This window comes from Anaerocaecibacter muris (assembly GCF_943192945.1).
GTDB lineage: Bacteria > Bacillota > Clostridia > Christensenellales > Pumilibacteraceae > Anaerocaecibacter > Anaerocaecibacter muris.
Genome location: NZ_CALPCE010000005.1, coordinates 1 through 23243, shown reverse-complemented (window position 1 = coordinate 23243; position 23243 = coordinate 1). Strand labels below are relative to the sequence as shown.

The window sequence follows — 23243 nt, the reverse complement described above, 5'->3', positions numbered from 1 at the left end:
ATAAGCCGATCTGACGTTAATTACTTGTTGGCGGACAGCTTGGCTACCTCTTCTGCGAGGTTGTCCGTGCGCTTTTCGATGCCTTCGCCCATGACGAACTTGGTAAACCGCACGACGTCGAGCTTTGCGACCGTCTTTTTGGCGGTTGCCTCGACAAGCTGTTCGACGGTGATCGACGGGTCTTTGGCAAACGCTTGATACAACAAGCAGTTCTCTTTGTAGAAGTTGCCGAGTTTGCCTTCCGCAATCTTTGCAAGCACGTTTTCGGGCTTGTTCTTATTCTTTTCGTCGTTCATAAGCTGCTGTTTGATAATTTCGCGCTCGTGATCGACAGCGTCCTGCGGAACGTCGCTCTTGCGAACGTAAGGCGGTTGGAACGCCGCAATGTGCATTGCTATGTCGTGCGCCATGGCGACTATGTCCGCGGTGTTGGCGGAAGTCGCGCCGTCCGCGCTGATTTCCACGAGCGTGCCCATTTTGCCGCCCATATGGATATACGCTTCTTCTATCGCGCCCGCGTTCTTTTGAACGGTCGCGCGGCGAAGCGATATTTTTTCGCCGGTCTTTGCCGTCGCCGCGGTGATAAGTTCGTCGATAGTGCCTTCCGCGGTTTTTACCGCTTTAAGTTTTTCAGCGTCTTCCTCGCCGCTCTGCGCCGCCGCTTTCGCAATATCCTCGCACAGTTTGGTAAATACGTCGCTCTTGGCTACGAAGTCCGATTCGCAGTTTACTTCAACGAGCGCGCCCGTGTGCTTGTCGTCCGAAATGTACGCCCAAGCCGCGCCCTCGGCGGCTATTCTCGACGCCTTTTTGGCGACTATCGACATACCCTGCTCGCGCAGATATTCGCACGCTTTGTCTATATCGCCGTCGGTTGCTATAAGCGCTTTTTTGCATGCCATCATACCGACGCCCGTTATATCTCTTAACTTGGCTACATCCTTTGCCGTAATTTCCATGATATTACTCCTGAAATATTTAATTGTTTTCGCTACGGGTCAACCCCGTTTTTTATTTTTGTTTACCTTACAAAACCGACCGAAAAGGAAAATTATTCCGCGGCGGCTTCCGTCGCAGGCTGTTCGTCCGCGCCGTTTGCGAGTTTGTCGAGCTGTTCTTGGGTAGCGGGAGTTTCCACAACTTCGACGTTTGCTTTGGCGGCGGCTTCCGCTTCCGCCTGCATTTGCGCCTCGACCGCGCGACGCGCCGCCAAGCCTTCCTCGCCCTCGCGTGCTTCGATAACGGCGTCCGCCATTGCGCCCGCAATCAATTTTATGGCGCGGATAGCGTCGTCGTTGCCGGGTATGACGTAATCGACTTCGTCGGGATCGCAGTTAGTATCGACGATAGCGACAATTGGAATATGGAGCTTGCGCGCTTCGAGCACCGCATTGCGTTCCTTTTTGGGGTCTACAACGAACAACGCGCCGGGGAGCGTGCGCATATCTTTAATGCCGCCGAGGTTATCTTCGAGCTTGTCGCGCTCGGCTTTGAGTTTGAGAACTTCCTTTTTAGGGAGCAAAGCAAACTCGTTCATTTTTTCCATGAGGTTAAGTTTGTTGAGCCGTTCGATACGCGATTTCATTGTTTGGAAATTGGTAAGCGTGCCGCCCAGCCAGCGCGACTTGACATAGTACATGCCGCACTTTTGCGCTTCCTGCATGATAGCTTCCTGCGCTTGTTTTTTGGTGCCGACAAAAAGTATCGACTTGCCCTCGGATGCGACGTCCTTGACAAAAGCGTATGCCTTGTCAATCATTTCCACCGTCTTTTCGAGGTTGATGATATAAATGTCGTTACGCGCGACATATATATACTTTTTCATTTTGGGATTCCACTTGCGCGTGGGATGTCCGAAATGAACGCCCGCTTCCAAAAGCTGTTTCATCGTGATTATGTTTGCCATAATTTCTCCGTTTACCGCCTCGGTTTGAACACGATCATGAAAGATTTAACCGCGCACAGAAAAACAACCGAGTGAGTATTCTTAATGATTATACCACAGCCGCAATCTTAACGCAAATATTTTACGGGTGTTTTTACGTAATTTTGCGCCGAATTTGTAATTATTTAATATATCGGCAAAAGCGTGCCCGCCTGCCCGATACTACTTTTTGTGTTCGCAACCGCAGTCGCAACCGTCATGCTCGCACTCACCGTGCTCGTGATCGCAGTCGCAACCCTCGTGATCGCACTCGCCGTGATGACAACCGCAACCGCATTCGCACTCGTCTGCGAATTCCGCCTCGGCTTTTAAATATTCGTTAAATACGGCGTCGAGCACGCTCTCGTCGGTCACGGGCTCGAACTCGTCGGTTTCGTCGTCCTTTTGAATAACCTTAAAGATAATCGCCTCGTCCTCGCCCAGACCTTCCATAGGCTCGACGGGTTGCAAAAGCGCGTAAAATTCGCCCTGATATTCGACTACCGCAACTTCGTTGAAAGCTACTTCGTTGTTGTTATCGTCGTAAAGCGTGATGACCTCTTCGTCAATGAGCTCAACGTTTTCGTCTTGATTTTCAGCCATGATAGTTATCTCCTACCGATTTTTATTATTGTCAATATAGCTCTGCAAAATGACTTTCGCCGCCATACTGTCCACAAGTAAAGCGCGTTCCGCGGCTTTCGTAACGCCCGCTTCCCGCAACAGCTCGTCTGCTTCGACCGTCGTCAAACGCTCGTCGAACAGCTCGACAGGCAAGCCCGTCACTTTTTGAACGTTGCGAGCAAACGCACGCGCACGCCCCGACTGAACGGACTCGCTCCCGTCGAGGTTGAGCGGCAAGCCCACAACTATGCCGCGCGCTTCGCTCTCCCGAGCGACCGCCGCAACGCGGTCTATGGAATTACGCATGGACTTGGTGTGATAAACGGGCAACGGCGTAGCAAGGATATGCGCGTCGTCGCACACCGCCAAGCCAATCCGCTTTAATCCGAAATCAACGCCTAAAAGTCTGCCTTCCATAGTTACGATACAGTATAACATATTAAAAGCAAATTTTACAGCTTTTTTAAAAAGATTTTACAAAATATTTTTAACGCGACGCAATCCTTGCCGTATAACGTGTGCCGTTATATTACATAATATATACGGAGGGCATTATGAAACGCATTATATTGGGATTTACAATCGGCGCGATAGCGGGCGCGGTCGCGCTCAAAAAAATGGAGAACTCCAAAGTTCCCGAAAAGGCGCTCAAAGCCGCGCAAGAAAAATTAGCCGATAATTGAAGGCATCACGCGGCTAACTTGCCGCTCGCGGACTGACTGTAGCGACGGTCGAGCTGCCGCATTTTAATATCGGCTAAACATTTTGCGCTATCGGTTAATACGGCGATCACTCGCTATTACGAAATCGAAAGCGGCGTTCCGTACTTACACGTCGGCGCGCCGCTTTTATTTTTAACGATATATAACAATCGCCTACAATTAAATCAGCCGTGACGCAACTTCGTTTACTATACGCGCCGCGGCGTTTGCCTGCTCAACGCTCACGCACCGACCGAACGAAAATCGCACGGAACAGTCCGCATTTTTCACACCCATTTCGATAAGCGTTTTGGGCGGCGTAGCCGACCCCGCAGAACACGCCGCCCCGACCGAGGCGCACACCCCCGCGCAAGACAGCGCGACAGCAAGCCTGCCGCCGTTTATCCCGTCGAACACAACCGATACAATATCGTCCGCGCTCCGCGCGCATTCGACGGGTCTGCCGACTTCGAGCGTTTTTAAAAACTCCGTTTTTACCGCCTTGACGTGCTCGTTGTATTCGCGCGCGCCCGCTTGGGCTTTTTCGATAGCCGCGCCCATGGCGACGACGGACGGAACGGCCACCGTACCCGCGCGCAATCCTCGTTCCTGCTCCCCGCCTATTAGTAGAGGCGCGGGCTTAACGCCCTTTTTTACATACAAAAATCCCGCGCCTTTGAGCGAGTAAAACTTATGCGCCGACACCGCGATCATATCCGCGCCCCACTCTTTTACGTCTATGTCCAAAGAATTTACAGCCTGTACCGCATCGGTAAATAACAGCGCGCCCGCACTGTGCGCAACGCTTGCCAACTGCGCTATCGGTTGTACGCTTCCCACTATATTATTAACCGCCATGACGCATACAAGCCCCGTATCGGCGCGTAAAAGGCTTTTTATCGCGTCGGGCGTAATTATGCCGTACCTGTCGGGCTTGGCGTAATCAACCGCATATCCGCGCGATTTAAGCCGTTCCGCGCACGCCAAAACAGAGTCGTGTTCTATTGCAGAAACCACCGCGTGAGTTTTGCCGTCCGGCATTGCGCTCATTGCCCAGTTGACGGCTTCCGTGCCGCCCGAAGTAAAAAATATTTCGGACGGGTCGGCGTTTATAGCCGCCGCGCAACGCGCTCGCGCGCTTTCCACCGCCGCCGCGACTTTTTGACCTGCGGCATGCGTGGACGAGGGATTGTAAAATAATTCTCTATAATAGGGCAAAGCTGCTTGCAACACTTCGTCGTCAACGGGAGTTGTCGCGGCGCAGTCCAAGTAAATTTTATCGTTCATAGCTCGAAGTGCGGCGCGGCGCAATTATTGCGGTAGTCGTTGACAATGTCGAGCAAAGTAACGCTGTCGAGCACGCTGTTTATTCCGTCGTTGAGTTTGTTGAGCACGTTGCGGTTGGGGCAATAAATGTCCTCGCAATTCCCCCACACGCACGCGGGCGCGTCGAATCCGTCGTCGAGCGCGACAAGCATGTCGCCCACGGTAATGAGCCGAGGCTCGCGCGCCAAAATATATCCGCCGGTCTTGCCCCTGTACGCGTTGACTATTTCGCCGCGTTTGAGCATAGCCAAAAGCTGTTCCAAATATTTTATACCGACGTCGGTTTGTCTTACGAGTTGCGACGCGGACAGCGGGGTTTTGGACAGCGCCAGCATAAAGCACAGTCGCATGCCGTAAGTAGCTCTTGTCGATAAACGCATAACGCTCTCCTTGTTTGTTTTACGGTATTAGTCTAACACTATCGCGCGGCAATGTCAAGTAATTCCCTGTTAATTTATAGGGTTTTAGATTTATCGGGTTTTTAATCACGCAAAAAGCGAGCGCGTTTTTTGCGCCCGCTTATACACACGATTATAAATAAATGCTTACGCCTTGACGTCCGAATACAGCGGGAATTTATCGGTAAGACTTTTGACCCTTTCGAGTATGCTCTGTTTTGCGCTTTCGCCTTTTTGTATAGCGTCGGCGATACAGTCGGCAATCACAGTCATTTGCTCCTCTTTCATGCCGCGCGAAGTCGCCGCGGGCGATCCTATGCGTATGCCCGAAGTTTTTGAGGGCGGCATTTTATCGAACGGCACGGCGTTTTTGTTCACCGTAATATTGCAATCGTCGAGCAACGTTTCGAGATCCTTGCCCGTCATGCCGTTTTCCAGTTTTACGAGCATTAAATGATTGTCCGTTCCGCCAGACACGAGATTGACGCCGCGCGCGGTAAATTCGTCCGCCAACGCCTTGGCGTTTTTAACAACCTGCGATTGATATTTTTTGAAATCGTCCGAAGCGGCTTCCTTGAACGCAACCGCTTTTGCCGCTATAATATGCTCCAACGGACCGCCCTGCGTGCCGGGGAAAATAGCTTTATCTATCGCCTTTGCATACTGCTCCTTGCAAAGTATCATGCCGCCGCGCGGACCGCGCAACGTTTTGTGCGTGGTGGTAGTAACTATATCCGCATACTCGACGGGATTGGGATGAAGCCCCGCCGCGACAAGTCCCGCTATGTGCGCCATGTCTACCATGAACACCGCGCCCACCTTGTTTGCAATTTCGCGAAATCTTTTAAAATCGATTACGCGCGGATACGCCGACGCGCCCGCGAGTATTAGCTTGGGCTTGTGCTCGACCGCGAGCCGCTCGACTTCGTCGTAATCTATCGTTTCGGTCTGCTCGCTCACACCGTAAGGCACGACGTTGTAATATCTGCCCGAATAATTGACTTTCGAGCCGTGCGTAAGATGTCCGCCGTGCGCGAGGTTCATGCCGAGATACGTGTCGTTGGGTTGAAGGACGGCATAAAACACCGCGTGATTGGCGTTCGCGCCGCAATGCGGTTGCACGTTGGCGTGCTCTGCGCCGAATAACGATTTTGCACGCTCGATAGCAAGCGTTTCTATTTCGTCAACGTATTCGCAACCGCCGTAATAGCGTTTGCCCGAATAGCCCTCGGCGTATTTGTTGGTGAGATGCGATCCCGCCGCCGCCATGACCGCGGGTGACACAAAGTTTTCGCTCGCTATGAGTTCGATTTTGTTGCGTTGGCGATTGAGTTCTTTTTTCATGCTCGCCGCAACTTCGGGGTCGATTTTTTCAATCAGTTCAAGTTCCATATTGCTCTCCGTTATCGGTATTTTCATTTGTTTGCCGTTCGCCCGCGTCCGCGTCCTGCGCGCATGCGGTTTCGCTTATGTCCGCTATCACAACGGGCAACGCGCCCGACTTTTTTCTGTACAGTCGTTCTATCGGTATTATCGCCGCAAGCCCTACGACAAGCCCCGCCGTCGCAAGCCCTAATTGCAACTGCCACTCGCCGACAAGACCTATCAACGCGCCTATCAGCATTGTCAACAGCGGTACCGCGTATATCAACAGCGCGGCGTTGCCTGCGGATTGAGCGGGCATGCGCACCGTCACGGTCTGTCCGACCTGCACGGGCAAGTCGCATAGCGCGGGCATGACAATCGTGTTGTTCTTGCCGAAAGCGCACATTTTGCACCCGTCGCACTTTTGCGATTTGTTCAGCTCCACGTATATTATACCGCGCCGAACTTTTTTTACCCTGCAACTCTCCGTCATACGCCCGCAAGCCTCTTAACGGCATACCCCGCTATCATCGCGCCCATAACGAGCGGCGGCGCGGCGATTGACGCGGGTTCGCCCGCTCTCACGAACGGCGGCGACGTTGCGCACACAACATCCAGCTTGTCCACGCCCGCCGTTTTAAGTTCGCGGCGAAGTTTGCGCGCAAACGGGTCGTTTTTGGTCTTGAATATATCGGTAAGCTCGAAATCGCAATCGAGCCTGTTCCCTGCGCCCATTGCGGAAATAACGGGTATTCCCGCGCGTTTGCACGCAGTAATAAGCAAAATTTTATTTTTTAAATCGTCGATAGCGTCGATACAGTAGTCGAACCGTCCGTCGCCGAGTATACCGTCGATATTATCGGCGGTCACAAACTCGGATACCGCCGTAACGCTCGCGCTCGGATTGACGCCGTGCACGCGCGCCGCGGCTACTTCCGCTTTGTTTTTGCCTACGTCGGCGACAGTGCAAAGAATTTGCCTGTTTAGGTTAGTCGGCTCGAATGCGTCGCCGTCTACGAGAGTAAGCGCGCCCACGCCCGATCGCGCAAGGACTTCCGCCGCCGCGCCGCCTACTCCGCCCAGCCCCACGACAATCACGCGCGACTGCGCCAGTCTGTCGAATGCTTGCTCGCCTATGAGCGATACAGTTCTGTCAAAAGCCTTTTGCAATCGTACCCTCTTAACTTTGCGCGCGGTCTTTTTCGACTGCCGATTTGACGTCCTGCGCAAGCCGAGCCGCGCCGATCGCCGTCGTATTGCCGTCCGCCATGCGTTTAAGCGTATATTTGCCCGACTGCATTTCCGCCTCGCCCACCGTTATTACGTAAGGGAAACCCTGTCTGTCGGCATAACGGAATTGCGCTTTCAGACTTTTACCCATCAAGTCGTATTCCGCGGAAACGCCGATGTTGCGCAACTGCGCGACAATATCGGCGCAGGTTTCGCGCGCGCTGTCGCACTGCGCCGCCGCAAACACATAAGGCGTATTGTCGGCGAACTCGATGCCGCGAGTTTCCGCCGCGGCGATAAGCCGTTCTATACCGCAACCGAACCCCACGCAAGGCGTATGCTTGCCGCCGAGCTGTTCGCACAAATTGTCGTAACGCCCGCCGCCCAGCACAGCCAAGTCGCCGTCGCAAAACTCGAATACCGTGCGCGTGTAATAGTCCAGACCGCGCACGAGATTTTTGTCCTCGAAATACTGTATTCCCGCGGCGTCCAAACCTTTAAGCACTTGTTTGTGGTGTTGCTTGCAGTTGTCGCAAAGAAAATCGGAAATCTGCGGCGCGGATTTGTAAATTTCCTTGCACGACGGGACTTTGCAATCGAGCGTGCGCAACGGGTTGATTTCTGCGCGACGTTTGCAGTCGCCGCAAATTTTATCTTTTACGCCCGCCAAAAATGCGCGCAACGCCTTGTTGTATTCGGCGCGACATTCGTTGCAACCGATAGTGTTAATGCGCAACCGCAAATCGCTAAACCCGATTTCTTTAAGGAAATCGCGCGCCATGCTCAACAGTTCCACCTCGAAGCAAGGCAATTCACTGCCGAAAAACTCCGCGCCGAACTGATGGTGTTCTCTGTACCTGCCCGCTTGCGGCTGTTCGTAACGATACACGCCCTCTATGTAAAACACCTTTTGCGGCAGTGTTTCGCACAGATTGTTTTCGAGCACGGAACGCACGACGCCCGCCGTGCCCTCCGGACGCAACGCCATTTTGCGCCCGCCCTTGTCCTCGAAAATATACATTTCCTTATTGACAATGTCCGTGCTGTCGCCTATCGAACGCAAAAATAATTCGGCATGCTCGAACACGGGCGTGCGAATTTGTTTGACGTTGTATAACGCGGTAATCTTTTTTGCCGCCGCCTCTACCGCCTGCCATTTGTGCGATTCGCGGGGCAACATATCCTTTGTGCCTTTGGGTACGTTTACCATAATACGCTGCTATAAAATGAATTTTTTGAGGTTGTGCGCGGAAATTTCCTTTGCAAGATGTTCTTCCACGTAGGCTTTGTCTACTACCACCTGTATTTGCGGATTGTTTCCGTCGGCATTAAAGCTGATGTCTTCGAGCAAACTTTCCAAAATAGTGTGAAGTCTGCGCGCGCCGATGTCCTCGCCCGTTTCGTTTTCCATGGCGGCTATGCGGCTCATTTCCTCGATAGCTTCGGGCGTGAACGTGAGTTCTATATTCTCGACAGACAGCATTGCCGCATACTGCCGCGTCACTGCGTTTTCGGGCTCGGTGAATATGCGAATAAAATCCTCGTAAGTCAACGATTCCAAATCGACGCGTATGGGGAAACGTCCTTGCAGTTCGGGGATAAGATCGGTGACGCTCGAAATTTGGAACGCGCCCGCCGCAATGAACAGAATATAATCGGTTTTGATTGCGCCGTACTTGGTCATAACGGTGCAACCCTCGACTATTGGCAAAATATCGCGCTGTACGCCCTCGCGCGATACGTCCATGCCGCCGCCGGAGCCTTGCTTGTTGGCTATTTTATCGATTTCGTCGATAAATATAATGCCGTCCTCTTGCGCGCGCTTAATGCCCTCCGCTTTGATAGCGTCCATATCCAAAAGCCGCTCGCTTTCTTCTTCCATGTACAGCGCGACAGCTTCCTCGACGGAAACTTTGCGGCGCTTTTTCTTTTGCGGAATAAGACTGCCGAGGCTTCCCAGCATTTCGCCGAGGTTAAGATCAATCGCCATCCCCGGCATTGCTTCCATTTGCGGCATGCGTTCCGCGAGTTCGATTTCTATAACGGTATTTTTGAGCTTGCCGTCGTGAAGTTCGTCAGCAATCTGCGCTTTCAACACGTTTTCGGCAATGTCCGAATTATTTTTTTTGCGCGCCTTGACAATCGCGTCTATAACCTTTTGTTCGGCAAACGCGCGGGCTTTGCTCTCCACCTCCGCCATTTGCTCTTCCTTGACGAGGTGCACCGCCGTCTCCGCGAGATCGCGTATCATTGACTCCACGTCGCGCCCGACATAGCCGACCTCGGTGTACTTTGTAGCTTCCACCTTGATAAACGGCGCGCGCATGATTTTGGCGAGCCGCCGCGCGATTTCCGTCTTGCCGACGCCCGTCGGTCCTTTCATGATAATGTTTTTGGGCGTAATTTCGTCGCGCACGCTTTCGGGCAGTTGACTTCTGCGGTAACGGTTGCGCAACGCAATCGCCACGGCGCGCTTGGCTTTTGTCTGTCCTATAATATATCTGTCGAGTTCCGCGACGATTTGCTTGGGCGTTAGATTCATTATGCGACCTCCACAACGATATTGGAGTTGGTGAATATGCAAATATCGGAAGCGATGTGCATTGCTTCGCGCGCGATTTGCTCGGCGGTCATATCGGTGTTGTCTAAAAGCGCCCTGCCCGCCGCGAGCGCATAGTTTCCGCCCGAGCCGATAGCGCACACGCCATGTTCGGGTTCTATCACGTCGCCGCTACCCGATACGATATACATATCGGTTTTGTCCGCGACTATCATAAGCGCTTCGAGCTGGCGCAAAGCTCTGTCGCCGCGCCAAAGCATGGCGAGTTCCACCGCCGCGCGCATAAGGTTGCCCGAAAACTTATTGAGCATTTCTTCAAAGCGTTCGCTCAACGTAAACGCGTCGGCTACAGAGCCGGCAAAGCCCAAAATAACGCTGTCGTTGTACACGCGGCGCACTTTGCGCGCGTTGCTTTTCATTATAACCTGCTGATTTTGCGTAACCTGTCCGTCGCCCGCAATCACGGTTTGACCGTTGCGGCGAACGCCTATAATGGTCGTTCCTTCAAGTTTCATATCGAGTTAACTCCTTTCGAGAATTTATTACAATCGGTATTTTTATCCGTCGCATTAAAAGTATTACTTGCTATCGCGCTTACGCATGTCCGCGATTGTCCGTTTTTGTGCGCTCTCGCTTGCCTTTTAATTATATCACAACGGCGCGCGGTTGACAACAAAATTGCGGATATTTAGCCGCCGTATATTGCGCTTTGCGCCCACTCGCGGATTTTTAGGTCGCTTCGGTCATAATACGCGCGCTTGCGCTCCGCTTTTTTAACGCTGTCCATAGGCGGAAGCACGCCGAAATTGGCGTTCATGGGCTGGAAGTTTACATTGGGCAAAGTGATATAATTGCACAGCGCGCCGAGCACAGTTTCGACGGGCGGCACGACGGTAGGCTCGCCGCGCAACATGCGCTCGACGTTTATCGCCGCCAGCAATCCCGTCGCTATGCTCTCCACATACCCCTCAACGCCGCACAACTGCCCCGCAATAAACACGTTGGGATAGTTTTTAAGCCGCAGATCGGAATTCAACGCGACGGGCGCGTTTATAAAGGTATTACGGTGCATAACGCCGTACCGCACAAACTCCGCGGCTTGGAGCGCGGGGATCATGGAGAATACGCGCTTTTGTTCGCCGAATTTAAGATTTGTCTGAAACCCCACAAGATTAAACAGCGTGCCCGCGCAATTTTCGCGCCGAAGCTGTAACACTGCATACGGTTTACCCGCATCTCTGAACCCGACGGGGCGAAGCGGACCGAATCGCAACGCGTCCACGCCGCGCGCCGCCATTACCTCGACGGGCATGCACCCCTCGAACACGCCGCCTATTTCGTCAACGACGCGCTCGGCGTTTATCAGTTGGACATGAAACGCAAGATATTCGTCCTTTGTCATGGGGCAATTAAGATAGTCGTCGCCGCCCTTGCCGTACCGCGCGCCGAAAAACGCGCGCGACATGTCTATGCTTTCCGCCGTCACTATGGGCGCTGCGGCGTCGAAAAAATGCAACGATCGCTCGCCCGTCAACGTCGCGAGCGACTGCGCAAGATCGTCGTGACATACAGGTCCCGCACAAACGAGCGTAGGCTCCGACACATCAATGTCGCGCACTATTCGGTTGACAATCTCGATATTTTCGCGCGAACGTATTTCATCTGTGACTGCGGCGGAAAAACGATCGCGATCGACCGCGAGCGCGCTACCCGCAGGCACTGCGTTTTGCCGCGCGATATTCAATAGCGCGCAACCCATAACGCCGAGCTCGTTTTTTAGCGCACCGCTCGCCGTTGTTTCCGCGGTGCTTTTGAGCGAGTTGGAACAAACTATTTCCGCAAAATCCGCGCTCTTGTGCGCGGGCGAACGCCACGACGGTTTAGCCTCGAACAGCCTAACCGACACTCCGCGTGCCGAAAGATACAGCGCGGCTTCAGACCCCGCAAGCCCGCCGCCTATAATGTTTACGGTTTTACTTGCCGTCATTTTCAACGCTTTTTTTGTACTTGCAGGTCTTGCCAATGCACTTGACATACTTGCCGTTTTTGCCCGTTTTCATAACGAGCGGCGCGCCGCACTCCGGACACTTTTCGCCGGTAGGCGGATCGGACGACGCAAAGTCGCAGTCGGGATAACCCGAGCATCCGTAAAACACCGACTTGCGCGTCGTTATCTTTTTAAGCGGTTTTCCGCACTTGGGACACGGCGGAAGCGGCGGTTCGTTCGCGTCCGCGGGCTTATCGAGGTTTACTATATTTTTGCACTTGGGATAGTTGGGGCACGCCAAGAATTTGCCGTATTTGCCCGTTTTAACCACCATCATGGCGCCGCACTTATCGCAGACGACGTCCGACACCTCCGGAGCCTTCGGCTCGGAAATATTGCCGTTTTCGTCCAAATTTTTGGTGTTCTTGCATTTGGGATAGTTGGGGCATGCCAAAAACTTGCCGAATCTGCCCGTCTTTATGACCATCTTTGCGCCGCATTTTTCGCACTCGAAATCGGTCTGTTCATCGGGAGCTTTAAGCGTATAATCGTCGCCCTTCGCCGCTTTGATTTTATCCTCGAACCCTTCGTAAAATCCCGCGACTACGTTTTGCCAGCGCACGCCGCCTTCCTCTATGCCGTCGAGTTCGCTCTCCATATTCGCCGTGAACCCGACGTCCATAATGTCGGGAAAATACTTAACGAGCATGTCCGTAACTTTGCAACCGAGTTCGGTAGCGGCAATAGCGCGCCCGCTCTTTTCTATATACTTGCGCGAGAACAACAGCGTGACCGTCGGCGTGTATGTCGCAGGTCTGCCTATGCCCTTTTCTTCCATGGCTTTTACAAGACTCGCTTCGGTGTAGCGCGCGGGCGGCTTTGTGAATTTCTGTTCGTATTCGTGTTTGACAAAGCCCAGCGTTTCGCCCACGGTAAGTTCGGGCACACGCTTGTTATCGTCCGACTTATCGTCGTCGGACGACGGCTTTTCCGCCGCCGCATAGACCTTTGTAAAGCCGTCGAACACGGGCGTTCTGCCGCTTATGCGGAAATCGTAATCGTTGGCGGCAATGTCCACGGACACGGAATTATATGTCGCGTCCGCCATTTGGCTCGCCAAAAACCGCTTATATATAAGATTGTAAAGCATGTAATTGTATTTGTTTAAATACGGCTTTACGCTTTCGGGCGTGCGGTCGAGCGAAATGGGACGAATCGCTTCGTGCGCGTCCTGCGCGCTCTTTTTGGACGCGTAATAATTGGGTTTTTCGGGCAAGTACTTGTCGCCGTAATTTTTGCCGATATATTCGCGCGCGGCGGCAATGGCTGCGCTCGATACGCGCGTGGAGTCCGTTCGTATATAAGTTATAAGCGCGACTTTGCCCTCGTTAGGCAATTCCACGCCCTCGTAAAGCGTTTGCGCGGCGGACGACGTTTGGCGCAAACTCATGCCGAGTTTGTTCATTGCGTCCTGTTGCATTGTGGACGTGATAAACGGCGCGTAAGGGTGCGATTTCGTCACGCTCTTTTTGACGTTTTTAACCGTATATTGCGCGTTTTCGAGGTCGAACACCAATTTTTTAACGTCGTCTTCGCACGACAGTTTAATCTTTTCGCCCTTGTACCCGTTGAGCGCGGTTTTAATATTTTCGCCGCTTTCGGTTTTTAGATGGGAAAAGAAGTTCCAGTATTCCTCGGGCACGAACGCTTGAATTTCGCGTTCTCTGTCCACGACAAGCCGAAGCGTAACGGACTGCACCCTGCCCGCGCTCAAATTGCTTTGGATTTTTTGACAAAGCACGGGCGACACCTTGTAGCCGACAAGCCTGTCGAGCACGCGCCGCGCCTGCTGTGCGTCCACCAAATTCTTATCGATGGCGCGCGGGTTTTTAAGCGCGGTTTGCACGGCGTTTTTGCTTATTTCGTTAAATTCGATGCGCACGGGCGCGTCGGCGGGAATATCGAGCAAAGTTGCAACGTGCCAAGAAATAGCCTCGCCCTCGCGGTCGGGGTCGGTTGCGAGCAACACCGTTTCTGCGCCGCTCGCCGCTTTTTTAAGGCTTTCGGCAACGCTTTTTTTGTCGTCCATAACGACGTATGTCGGCTCGAAATCGTTTTTTACGTCCACCGCCAAGCGCTTGGACGGCAAGTCGCGGACGTGTCCGCCCGTTGCGAAAACTTTATATCCGCTGCCGAGGTATTTTTGCACGGTTTCGAGCTTACCGAAACCCTCTATAATAACAAGTTTCACCGTATATCTCCTTTTTTACGATACGCAATACAAATTTTTAGCTTTTTCGTGAACCAATCCGTAGATTATGAGCGCGGACAACGCCGTGTTCAGTTCCGCGGCGGTCAGTCCGCACGCTTCGGTCAAGCCGTCGAACGACCTTTCACCCGCGGACAATTCGTCGAGAACGCGTTGTTCCGTAAAATCCAAAGCCACCGTTTTAGGCTCGGATTTTTTGGCGGACACGGAGTAATATTCCAAAATATCCGCCGCGCACGTCACGGGCACCGCGCCGTCTTTTATAAGTTTGTTTGTGCCGACAGACCGCGTTTTATCCACGTCGCCCATGACCGCAAACACATCTCTGCCCTGTTCGAGCGCGCAATTAGCGGTGATTAACGACCCGCTTCGCTCCGCGGCCTCCACGACGAGCACGCCCTTGGACAGCCCGCTTATCAACCTGTTGCGTTGCGGAAACGTGTATTCGGACGCATGCACGTCGGGCGGATATTCGCTCAAAACAAGCCCGCTCTTGCAAATTTCATCGAACAGTCGAAGATTGGACGACGGCGAAGCGTGAAATATTCCGCTACCGAGCACTGCTACGGTGTTGCCGCCGGCATTGAGCGCGGCGGTATGCGCAAACCCGTCTATTCCCGCGGCAAGCCCGCTTACTACCGTAAACGCGCCCGCAAGTTCACGTACTATCCTGTCCGTAACATATCTGCCGTACTGCGACGCTCGGCGCGTGCCGACGACGGCAATGCACGGATCGCGCGCGATCTCGATCTTGCCTTTGTAATAAAGCACGGGCGGAGGATTGACTTCCGACTGCATAAGCAACGACGGATATATCGGATCGGCGCGCGTGACGTATTTGATATTATTTGTTTCAAGGTATTGTTTTGCGCGTTCGATATATTCGACGTTGCGCGTGCGCTTTAACGCGTTGAAAGTTTTATCGTCGAGAATATATTTGCTTTCTTCGGCAAACGCGTCCCACAACGCCGTCGGCGACATCTTTTGCAGGATTTTATTTATTTTGGCAGTGGGAACGTGCGAGTACGACAACCACAGATAAAGATCGGACATCAACATTGTTATTTTACCGCCTTATCGAGAGCGCGGTACATCACAGCTTCCGCAACGTGCTTTGCCGAAATATCGGGCGCGCCGCAAAGATCGGCTATCGTGCGCGCCACCTTTAAAATGCGCGTATACGCGCGAGCAGACATGCCGAGTTTGTCGAACGCGGCTTGCAGTATTTTTTCGCCCGCGCCGTCGAGTACGCAATATTTTTTTATCATTGCGCTCGTCATATCGGCGTTGGAGTGCACCGTCGTGCCCGCATAGCGTTTGTTTTGCAATTCCCGCGCGGCGTTCACCCGCTCTTTCACGCAAGCCGAACTTTCCGCCTCGACGTCCGATGTCAAGTCGTCGTAATTTACTTCGTCCACCTGTATGTGCAAATCAATCCTATCGAGTAACGGACCCGATATTCGCGACATGTATTTCTGAATTTGCGATGTCGAGCAAGAACACTCGTGAACTTGCGACCCGTAATATCCGCACGGGCAAGGATTCATGCTTGCCACAAGCATGAAATTGGCGGGATACTCGACCGACCGCGACGCGCGCGACACGCTTACTACGCCGTCTTCGAGCGGTTGGCGCAATATTTCGAGCACGCTTCGCGGGTATTCGGGAAGCTCGTCCAAAAACAATACGCCGTTATGCGCAAAACTTATCTCACCGGGTTTTGCCGCCGCGCCGCCGCCCGTTAATGACACTCTGCTCGCGGTGTGGTGCGGACTGCGAAACGGACGCGACGCGACAATGCCTTTTTCGCAGTCGAGTATACCCGCAACGGAGTGAATTTTGGTCGTTTCCAAAATTTCGCGCTCGGTCATATCGGGCAGAATACCCGACAGACACTTGGCAAGCATGGTCTTTCCGCCCCCTGGCGCGCCTATCATTAAGATATTATGCCCGCCCGCCGCGGCTATTTCCAGCGCGCGTTTAGCCGAATACTGACCTTTTACGTATTTTAAATCCTCGCCGCAATCTACCGAACCGCCTATACTTATGTCGCTTTTTTCAAGCGGCATTGCGACCTCGCCGTTTATCAGCTTGACCGCGTCTTTAAGCGTTTCGACGGCGTAAACGTCTATGCCGTGTATGTATTTTGCTTCGTTGGCGTTTGCGCGCGGAATGACGATCTTTTTCACGCCGCGCTCGCGCGCGGATATTAGCATGGGCATTACGCCGTTTATGCGCGTGACCGCCCCCGACAAAGACAACTCACCCAAAAACGCGTATTCGCGAACCGCGTCGAGCGGTTTAAGGTGCATATCCACACCCGCCTGCTCGGTCGAACACAGTATGCCCAAAGCTATTGCAAGGTCGAAAATAGGTCCTTCCTTTTTGGTGTATGCGGGCGCGAGATTGACGGTAATTTTGCGCGGCGAAAAATCGTAACCGCAGTTTTTGATTGCGGAACGCACGCGCTCGCGCGACTCTTTTACAGCCGCGTCGGGCAAACCCACGACGTCGAACGCGGGCAAGCCGGCATGTATATCGACCTCGACCGTAACGCCGTACCCGTCAAGCCCGTTAAGCGCATAGCTGTTTATTCTCGCAAGCATCTATTATCGAACCCTCTTAACCGAAAAATACTCTTTAATAGCGGGTAAAATTCCTTCTCTGTGCTCCAACATCTTCTTTTGCCCCGTCATGCCCACGCTGACCGTAACGACGGTAAAATACAAATGCGCAAGCACCGTCACAACCGAGCACGCAATAGGCACGGCGCTCATTGCGCCCGTGAGCAATATTTGTTCCGTTCCGAAATTGTAATCGCTTAAATTATTGAGATACCCCGCCGCGCCCAGCGTTGTCACCGAGTTTATGACGTAAGCAATACCGCTAACAAACAGCACCGTCAACAGTCGCTTATCGCGCACGAGCGCGTATGCGGCTATCAAAACGATAAACACGCTCTGAAACCCGATAGCCGTCGATCCCGGGTAATATGATTGCATGGTGTACAGCGCGTACGCCGCGAGCATGACCATAGTCGCACGGTTGCGCTTGGAAAAATACACGACGCACACGACCGCAACTATTATTGCGATAAATATGCAAACGAACAGCCACGACGGAAAACGCGCGCTCGGCACACTGCCGTTCTGATTGAATATTGCGTACACGCTTAACCCGTTGAAAGTAAAATACTTCCAGTCTACGAGCGGCGCGAGCAAAAATTGATAAATGTACGTAAAAGGATTGTAGCTGTACGAAGCAATCGCGAACAGTCCCAAAACATACGCGCCGACAAGCGAGGCAATAAATCCGACAGGCACAGTCACCGCCGCGCGATAGTCGTCGGCAAGTATGCTCACGCCCTGCGGTTTGCCGCGTCTGATATTTGCGATTGCTTTAACGAAATGATATGCGCAAAACACGCACGTCACAGGGAACAGATATATGCCCTCTTTGCTCGAAAACGCCGCCGCAGTCATAAGCGCGATCGTTCCGATATACTTCTTTTGCGCGAGGCAGTAGCACCCGAAGCATGCGAACATGACGGTAAAGGTTATGGGCGTGCACCACAGGCTCGATCCTATAAAGAATATGGGACACACGCACACAAACGCGCACAACGCCAAGCCGACGCGCTTGTTGAAATATCGCTTTGCTATTTTGTAAACAGCAAAAGCCGCGAGCAGGTCGGCTATTATTAGCGGTAGTTTAATCATAAACTGCGTGCCCAAGCCGTACTGCGAAAAGCCCGTGACATTGGACAGCCCGCCGAAAATCAAATATATAAAGTACACGGTCGGATAAAGCACGACCGACGCGTCGCCGTTATAGTAACCGCTTAATCCGTAGTTTTTAAGATGGTTGAACATGCCCGTAAACAACGCGTAATCGTCGCGATACCCTCGAACACACAGAGCGAATATCAGTCTTACGGCAAACCCCGCGCCGAATATAAGCAAAAACGCGACCGCTGTGTTTTTCACCTGCCCGTCGCTGTCCGTAAACCTGCAAAGGCACACGATAAGTCCTATTATAGATAACGCCGTGAGCGCCGCCAAAAATACCGCTATAACCGCGTTGGACGTCGCAGAAACTCCGTTTTGTGATAAAAAAATCAATGTAACCGCCCTCTCTTCGGTTTATTGTAACAAATTATTTTTATAATTGCAAGAATTTTTATATAAAAGTACCCATGTTTTAGCCCGATCCGCTCAACCTTGCCTACACAAAATAAAACGGACAGGCAAATTTCGACATTATTCGGCATACAATAGAACTCCGACGCCCATACCAAATCAGTCGAAAGCGAGGGTCTATGATAATCGAAACATTTATGACGTTCCTGTCGCGTATCTTCTTTTTTACGTCGTTCGTCAACAACAACGGGTCTTTTCCCAAGCCTCTCCCCGCCGAGGAAGAACGCATGTACTTCGACCGCTACAAAAAGAACGGCGACCGCGAAGCATACGACTTGCTCGTTAGGCACAACCTGCGACTTGTCGCGCATATCGTCAAAAAGTACAACAATGCGGGCGAAGCCGACGATCTTATAAGCGTCGGAAGCATCGGGCTAATCAAGGGAATAGAAACTTTCGAGCCGAATAAGGGTTGCCAGCTGACCACTTACGCCGCCAAGTGTATCGAAAACGAAATTTTAATGTACATACGCGCCAATAAAAAGCACCGACAGGCGGTAAGCCTTTACGAATCGGTCGGCACCGACAAAGAGGGTAACGACATTGCGCTCATGGACGTAATCCCGCAACAGGGCGACGGCTATGCGGAGATTGAAAACAGCATAGTCCTCGAAAAAGTAAAAGAAGTAATGAATAAGGTGCTGTCCGATCCCGAACGCGAAGTTATTTCCATGCGTTACGGGCTAACGGGCAAAGAGGCGCAAACTCAATCGCAAGTGGCAAAAGAACTAAATATTTCGCGTTCTTACGTGTCGCGCATAGAAAAACGCGCTATCGGAAAAATCACCAAAGCGATTCACTGATATATCGCCCGTCCGCAGTTTAGTTATCCGCGACGCGACAGCAAAAATCCGTAAAAAAATGCTCACAGAACAATGTCTGTGAGCGTGAGTATGACCCGTAAGCCGAATTCTGTTATGACGGTTATCTATCTTGCCGAAGCGTTGCCGCTTGCGGTCGAGCGATTGTAAAGGACGGCGGACCACCTTAACCCTTATGTCTTGCACCGAACGGGGTTTACACGGCTCGGGGCGTTACCGCCTCGACGGTGAGCTCTTACCTCGCCTTTTCACCATTGCCTTAAATATTAAGGCTGTTATTTTCTGTTGCACTTTCCTTGAAGTCGCCTTCACCGGTAGTTAGCCGGCGTTCTGTCCTGCGGTGTTCGGACTTTCCTCGTTAAAAACGCAACCGTCCGGTCATCTCGAAAATATTATATCACTATTTAATCGGGATTGCAAGCGTTATAAACAGTGCGATTACTATTTATGCGGTTATCGGCGCACGGCGCAATATAGACAGTTCGGGCAATCTTACGCCGCACAGAGTGTAACGTTTGCACGGCACTTTTGCGTCGGTTGTCTTTTCGCCGTTATCGTCGGTCATTTCGGGCACGATTATTATCTTGTTAAGATAGCCGTCGTCGCGCGACAGTACCTCCAACTTTTCGCCCGTTTTAAAACGGTTGCGCATTTCGACCACCGCGCCGTCGGGCGAATCGTGCATGACCATACCGCAAAACTCGTAATACTTTTGCGGCGTTTCGTCGTGCGCGGGCTGACCGTAATAAAATCCCGTGTTAAATCCGCGATTGGGAGCTTTTTTTGTTTCCGCAACGTATTCGGTCGACACGCGCTTGCCCGCTGCAACCGCGTCTATCGCCTTTCTGTATGCGTTGACTATACACGCGACGTAATATTCGGATTTGACCCTGCCTTCAATTTTGAACGACGACACGCCCGCGTCGGCAAGCTCGTCCAAATGCTCGATCATGTTTAAATCGTTTCCGCCGAAAATATAAGTTCCGTCGTCCTGCGCAAATTCCAAGCCGCCCCCGCCTATTTCGGGCGTAAACACCATGCGGCATGCCTGATTACATTCGCCGCGATTGGCGGATCTTCCGGTAAGATAATTGGACAGCAAACACCTGCCCGAATAGGACACACACATCGCGCCGTGCACAAACGCTTCGAGCGTAACGTCGTCGGGCAAACCGTCGCGCAGTTTGCGTATTTGGGTTAAGTTGAGTTCGCGCGCGAGCACTATTCTTTTTACGCCCATATCGGCATACACACGCGCGGTCATGCTGTTCATGACGTTGGCTTGCGTCGAAACGTGCACGGGTACGTTGGCGTGCTTGCTTGTAACGTGCTCTATAAGTCCCAAATCGGAAATTATAAGCCCGTCCACGTGCAGACTTTGAAGGTAGTCGATATACTCGTCCACGCCCTCCAAATCCTTATCGTTGGGGAAAATATTGAGCGTGACGTAAAACTTTTTGCGCCGACTGTGCGCGGCGAGCGACGCGGCTTTAAGCCCGTCGTAGTCGAAATTTTTGCACGCGGCGCGCATGCCCAGTTTTTTACCCGCAAGATAAACCGCGTCCGCGCCGTATTCGAGCGCGACGTCCAGCTTTTTCATATCGCCCGCGGGCGCTAATAGTTCGGGAACGTTGGTCAACAATCTATCACCATGGGAAGAATCATCGGACTGCGCCGAGTCTTTTTGAATATATAGTTTTTGAGCTCTTTTCTGATCGTGTTATTGAGCATATTGCGCTCGCAATCGCGCAAGTCCATGCCCGACAGTATGCGCGCGACAGCCTCGCGGCAGCTCTCGAAAAAGTCGTCGCCGCCCTCTTTGTCGTAAGCAAAGCCGCGCGACGTAATGTCGATTGCCGACACCGTGCCCGATAGTTCGTCAATGCAAATTACGGCGATAAGCAAGCCGTCCTCCGCAAGATGTTTGCGGTCGCGCAAAACAGAGCTGTCCGTGTCGCCCACGCCCAAGCCGTCCACCAAAAGACTGCCCGAAGCAACCTGCTCGCCGATTTTGAACGTCTTGTGCGAAACGTAAACGCAGTCGCCTATATCGGTTATTATTATATGCGACGGCTGTTCGCCCATTGCGACGGCAAGCTCCGCATGCTTTTGCAAGTGTCTGTGCTCGCCGTGAACGGGAATAAAATACTGCGGTTTTAACAGCGCGTGCATGAGCGACAGCTCGTCGCGGCAGGCATGTCCCGAAACGTGAAGCTCCGCAAGACTTTCGTAAATAACGCGCGCGCCGTGACGGTACACGTTGTTTATAACAGAATACACCATACGTTCGTTGCCGGGGATCGGGTGCGCGGAGAGTATTACCGTATCGTTGTAACCGAGCTTTACTTTGGAAAAATCGTCGGACGCCATGCGCGTGAGCGCGCTCATAGGCTCGCCCTGACTGCCCGTCGTCAAAATAACCAAGTCTTTATCGTCAACATTTTTGACTTTTTCTATATCTATAATCTGACTTCTGTCTATTTTAAGCTCGCCTATGCGCGCCGCGCACTCCGCGACGTTTATCATAGACCTGCCCGAAAACGCGACCTTCCTGCCGAACTCCGCCGCAAGATCGATAATCTGTTGCAGGCGGTGTATGTTGGACGCGAACGTGGCGATAATAAGTCGCCTGTCTTTGTTCTCGTTAAATATGTTGCGCATAGATCGTCCGACCGTCGCTTCGCTCATAGACGTGCCGGGTCGCTCGACGTTGGTGCTTTCGCAAAGCAACAGCAAAACGCCCTGCTTGCCTATTTCCGCAATGCGTTGCAAATCTATCATATTACCGTCGATAGGCGTGTAATCGACTTTAAAGTCGCCCGTGTGGAACACCGTGCCGACGGGCGTCGAAACGGATAGCGCGCAAGACCCCGCGATTGAGTGCGACACCTTGACAAACTCCACTTTGAACGCTCTGCCGAGCGATATAACGTTACCCGGTTGAACGACGTTTAGCTTGGCGTTGTCTATACGCATTTCGCGCAATTTGTTTTCTATGAGCGTTAGCGTCAACCGCGTGCCGTATACGGGCACGTTACACTCTTTTAAGAAGTACGGAACAGAACCTATATGATCTTCGTGTCCGTGCGTTATGACTATGCCGCGAATCTTGTCCTTGTTTAAAAGCAGGTACGCGGGATCGGGGATAATCAAATCCACGCCGGGTGTGTCCGACGTCGGAAAAGTCGATCCGCAGTCGATAATTATAATGTCCTCGCCGAATTCGAGCGCGGTCATATTCTTTCCTATTTCGCCCACGCCGCCTAAAAATATGACTTTAAGCACTGGCTCGACAAACTTTTTTTGTTGCAAAATATTTGCCTCCGATTGATATTACTTGTGTTATGTAAACGGATTGCTCCGTGAGTTTATATATTTTAATCCGCCTCGCGGCGCAACGCAAAGCGATTAAACTCCGCGTCGAAAAGATGTCGCATGATGAGCTTTAAGCTCGAATAATTACGGGGCAAATTTGTTTCCGCGCCGACAACGCCGAAAACCGCAAACATATAAAAGCGACCGTGTATTATTCCGTTATTAAAATGACTTGTGCGACTAACCTCGCGTCACAATCATTATAACCCATTTACAAAAAAAACACAACTACTTTTTAAAAGGTTTTGTAAATTTTAAATATTCGGCGCAATTCGCCCGCCGTCCATTGCAATAACAAGTTAGTTTCAAAGCAATATATTAAATTGCTAAAACCATTATCTTAAATTTATTGCTATCAGTCGCCTACCCATTACATGAAATTAACGGCGCAATGAAACTCCCCCGGCGAAGCCGGGGGTTTCTCATATGCGGGCAAAAGCCCTAAATTGTTACTAGCCGCGCCT

22 protein-coding genes and 1 other RNA gene are annotated in these 23243 nt (G+C 52.1%); 2 read left to right on the top strand and 21 right to left on the bottom strand.

Going from position 1 to position 23243, the window contains the following annotated elements:
* Window positions 1-20: 20 nt before the first annotated feature.
* The 4 genes from tsf to ruvX form a co-directional block, all read right to left on the bottom strand.
* Window positions 21-959, bottom strand: a complete 939-nt coding sequence (gene tsf / locus NFR57_RS05660) for a translation elongation factor Ts (RefSeq protein ID WP_251182868.1) — start codon at window positions 957-959, stop codon at window positions 21-23.
* 92 nt (window positions 960-1051) lie between these two features.
* Window positions 1052-1906, bottom strand: a complete 855-nt coding sequence (gene rpsB / locus NFR57_RS05655; RefSeq protein ID WP_251182867.1) for a 30S ribosomal protein S2 — start codon at window positions 1904-1906, stop codon at window positions 1052-1054.
* A gap of 201 nt (window positions 1907-2107) precedes the next feature.
* Window positions 2108-2527 (bottom strand): DUF1292 domain-containing protein, encoded by a 420-nt coding sequence (locus NFR57_RS05650; RefSeq protein ID WP_251182866.1) that lies wholly within the window; start codon window positions 2525-2527, stop codon window positions 2108-2110.
* Window positions 2528-2539: 12 nt separating this feature from the next.
* Window positions 2540-2986: a Holliday junction resolvase RuvX gene (gene ruvX, locus NFR57_RS05645; protein WP_251182865.1), complete on the bottom strand. Its 447-nt coding sequence runs from the start codon at window positions 2984-2986 to the stop codon at window positions 2540-2542.
* 116 nt (window positions 2987-3102) lie between these two features.
* Here ruvX and NFR57_RS08730 point away from each other — a divergent pair, with 116 nt between their 5' ends.
* On the top strand, window positions 3103-3231 hold the full coding sequence (locus tag NFR57_RS08730; RefSeq protein WP_275557182.1) for a hypothetical protein: 129 nt from the start codon (window positions 3103-3105) through the stop codon (window positions 3229-3231).
* Window positions 3232-3429: 198 nt separating this feature from the next.
* Here NFR57_RS08730 and NFR57_RS05640 read toward each other — a convergent pair whose 3' ends face one another.
* From NFR57_RS05640 to NFR57_RS05580, 13 genes are all read right to left on the bottom strand, one after another.
* Window positions 3430-4536 (bottom strand): cysteine desulfurase family protein, encoded by a 1107-nt coding sequence (locus NFR57_RS05640; RefSeq protein ID WP_251182864.1) that lies wholly within the window; start codon window positions 4534-4536, stop codon window positions 3430-3432.
* Window positions 4533-4955, bottom strand: coding sequence for an RrF2 family transcriptional regulator (locus NFR57_RS05635; protein WP_251182863.1), 423 nt, complete (start codon window positions 4953-4955; stop codon window positions 4533-4535). Before NFR57_RS05635 ends, NFR57_RS05640 begins: the two co-directional genes overlap by 4 nt.
* Window positions 4956-5120: 165 nt before the next feature.
* Window positions 5121-6365 carry a serine hydroxymethyltransferase gene (locus tag NFR57_RS05630; RefSeq protein ID WP_251182862.1) on the bottom strand — a complete coding sequence of 415 codons (1245 nt, stop codon included), beginning with the start codon at window positions 6363-6365 and terminating at the stop codon, window positions 5121-5123.
* A complete protein-coding gene (locus NFR57_RS05625) occupies window positions 6355-6831 on the bottom strand; it encodes a SoxR reducing system RseC family protein (protein WP_251182861.1) in 477 nt (158 codons plus the stop codon). Before NFR57_RS05625 ends, NFR57_RS05630 begins: the two co-directional genes overlap by 11 nt.
* The gene (locus NFR57_RS05620; RefSeq protein ID WP_251182860.1) at window positions 6828-7508 is read right to left on the bottom strand and encodes a tRNA threonylcarbamoyladenosine dehydratase; all 681 of its coding nucleotides are present in this window, start codon (window positions 7506-7508) and stop codon (window positions 6828-6830) included. Before NFR57_RS05620 ends, NFR57_RS05625 begins: the two co-directional genes overlap by 4 nt.
* Window positions 7509-7518: 10 nt before the next feature.
* Complete coding sequence (gene hisS, locus NFR57_RS05615) at window positions 7519-8778, bottom strand: histidine--tRNA ligase (RefSeq protein WP_251182859.1); 1260 nt, start codon at window positions 8776-8778, stop codon at window positions 7519-7521.
* Window positions 8779-8787: 9 nt separating this feature from the next.
* Complete coding sequence (gene hslU, locus NFR57_RS05610; RefSeq protein ID WP_251183009.1) at window positions 8788-10113, bottom strand: ATP-dependent protease ATPase subunit HslU; 1326 nt, start codon at window positions 10111-10113, stop codon at window positions 8788-8790.
* Window positions 10110-10643, bottom strand: coding sequence for an ATP-dependent protease subunit HslV (hslV, locus tag NFR57_RS05605; RefSeq protein WP_251182858.1), 534 nt, complete (start codon window positions 10641-10643; stop codon window positions 10110-10112). The genes hslU and hslV overlap by 4 nt, the downstream gene beginning before the upstream one ends.
* A gap of 173 nt (window positions 10644-10816) precedes the next feature.
* Window positions 10817-12115 carry a methylenetetrahydrofolate--tRNA-(uracil(54)-C(5))-methyltransferase (FADH(2)-oxidizing) TrmFO gene (gene trmFO, locus NFR57_RS05600; RefSeq protein WP_251182857.1) on the bottom strand — a complete coding sequence of 433 codons (1299 nt, stop codon included), beginning with the start codon at window positions 12113-12115 and terminating at the stop codon, window positions 10817-10819.
* Window positions 12102-14366: a type I DNA topoisomerase gene (topA, locus tag NFR57_RS05595; protein WP_251182856.1), complete on the bottom strand. Its 2265-nt coding sequence runs from the start codon at window positions 14364-14366 to the stop codon at window positions 12102-12104. The genes trmFO and topA overlap by 14 nt, the downstream gene beginning before the upstream one ends.
* Window positions 14367-14381: 15 nt before the next feature.
* Entirely contained in the window at window positions 14382-15443 is a 1062-nt protein-coding gene (dprA, locus tag NFR57_RS05590) for a DNA-processing protein DprA (RefSeq protein ID WP_251182855.1), read from the bottom strand.
* 2 nt (window positions 15444-15445) lie between these two features.
* Window positions 15446-16990, bottom strand: coding sequence for a YifB family Mg chelatase-like AAA ATPase (locus NFR57_RS05585; RefSeq protein ID WP_251182854.1), 1545 nt, complete (start codon window positions 16988-16990; stop codon window positions 15446-15448).
* A gap of 3 nt (window positions 16991-16993) precedes the next feature.
* Complete coding sequence (locus tag NFR57_RS05580) at window positions 16994-18505, bottom strand: glycosyltransferase family 39 protein (protein ID WP_251182853.1); 1512 nt, start codon at window positions 18503-18505, stop codon at window positions 16994-16996.
* Between the two features lie 197 nt (window positions 18506-18702).
* On the opposite strand from NFR57_RS05580, the gene sigK reads away from it, so the two are divergent.
* Window positions 18703-19386: an RNA polymerase sporulation sigma factor SigK gene (sigK, locus tag NFR57_RS05575; RefSeq protein ID WP_251182852.1), complete on the top strand. Its 684-nt coding sequence runs from the start codon at window positions 18703-18705 to the stop codon at window positions 19384-19386.
* An 81-nt stretch (window positions 19387-19467) separates the two neighbouring features.
* Here the strand turns inward: sigK and rnpB are convergent.
* The 4 genes from rnpB to NFR57_RS08725 form a co-directional block, all read right to left on the bottom strand.
* An RNA gene (gene rnpB / locus NFR57_RS05570) (RNase P RNA component class A) lies at window positions 19468-19790 on the bottom strand.
* A gap of 59 nt (window positions 19791-19849) precedes the next feature.
* Entirely contained in the window at window positions 19850-21004 is a 1155-nt protein-coding gene (locus NFR57_RS05565) for a peptidase U32 family protein (protein ID WP_251182851.1), read from the bottom strand.
* 35 nt (window positions 21005-21039) lie between these two features.
* Window positions 21040-22716 (bottom strand): ribonuclease J, encoded by a 1677-nt coding sequence (locus tag NFR57_RS05560; protein WP_251182850.1) that lies wholly within the window; start codon window positions 22714-22716, stop codon window positions 21040-21042.
* Window positions 22717-22781: 65 nt separating this feature from the next.
* On the bottom strand, window positions 22782-22913 hold the full coding sequence (locus NFR57_RS08725) for a hypothetical protein (protein ID WP_275557181.1): 132 nt from the start codon (window positions 22911-22913) through the stop codon (window positions 22782-22784).
* Window positions 22914-23243: the final 330 nt, after the last annotated feature.

What these genes read in the sequence shown, in the direction of transcription:
- NFR57_RS08725 (WP_275557181.1), bottom strand. Translation starts at nt 22,913, where the DNA reads ATGTTTGCGGTTTTCGGCGTTGTCGGCGCGGAAACAAATTTGCCCCGT.
- trmFO (WP_251182857.1), bottom strand. Translation starts at nt 12,115, where the DNA reads ATGACGGCAAGTAAAACCGTAAACATTATAGGCGGCGGGCTTGCGGGG.
- tsf (WP_251182868.1), bottom strand. Translation starts at nt 959, where the DNA reads ATGGAAATTACGGCAAAGGATGTAGCCAAGTTAAGAGATATAACGGGC.
- ruvX (WP_251182865.1), bottom strand. Translation starts at nt 2,986, where the DNA reads ATGTTATACTGTATCGTAACTATGGAAGGCAGACTTTTAGGCGTTGAT.
- NFR57_RS05650 (WP_251182866.1), bottom strand. Translation starts at nt 2,527, where the DNA reads ATGGCTGAAAATCAAGACGAAAACGTTGAGCTCATTGACGAAGAGGTC.
- NFR57_RS05640 (WP_251182864.1), bottom strand. Translation starts at nt 4,536, where the DNA reads ATGAACGATAAAATTTACTTGGACTGCGCCGCGACAACTCCCGTTGAC.
- NFR57_RS05630 (WP_251182862.1), bottom strand. Translation starts at nt 6,365, where the DNA reads ATGGAACTTGAACTGATTGAAAAAATCGACCCCGAAGTTGCGGCGAGC.
- rpsB (WP_251182867.1), bottom strand. Translation starts at nt 1,906, where the DNA reads ATGGCAAACATAATCACGATGAAACAGCTTTTGGAAGCGGGCGTTCAT.
- hisS (WP_251182859.1), bottom strand. Translation starts at nt 8,778, where the DNA reads ATGGTAAACGTACCCAAAGGCACAAAGGATATGTTGCCCCGCGAATCG.
- sigK (WP_251182852.1), top strand. Translation starts at nt 18,703, where the DNA reads ATGATAATCGAAACATTTATGACGTTCCTGTCGCGTATCTTCTTTTTT.
- NFR57_RS08730 (WP_275557182.1), top strand. Translation starts at nt 3,103, where the DNA reads ATGAAACGCATTATATTGGGATTTACAATCGGCGCGATAGCGGGCGCG.
- dprA (WP_251182855.1), bottom strand. Translation starts at nt 15,443, where the DNA reads ATGTTGATGTCCGATCTTTATCTGTGGTTGTCGTACTCGCACGTTCCC.
- NFR57_RS05585 (WP_251182854.1), bottom strand. Translation starts at nt 16,990, where the DNA reads ATGCTTGCGAGAATAAACAGCTATGCGCTTAACGGGCTTGACGGGTAC.
- NFR57_RS05625 (WP_251182861.1), bottom strand. Translation starts at nt 6,831, where the DNA reads ATGACGGAGAGTTGCAGGGTAAAAAAAGTTCGGCGCGGTATAATATAC.
- hslV (WP_251182858.1), bottom strand. Translation starts at nt 10,643, where the DNA reads ATGAAACTTGAAGGAACGACCATTATAGGCGTTCGCCGCAACGGTCAA.
- NFR57_RS05565 (WP_251182851.1), bottom strand. Translation starts at nt 21,004, where the DNA reads ATGAAAAAGCTGGACGTCGCGCTCGAATACGGCGCGGACGCGGTTTAT.
- NFR57_RS05635 (WP_251182863.1), bottom strand. Translation starts at nt 4,955, where the DNA reads ATGCGTTTATCGACAAGAGCTACTTACGGCATGCGACTGTGCTTTATG.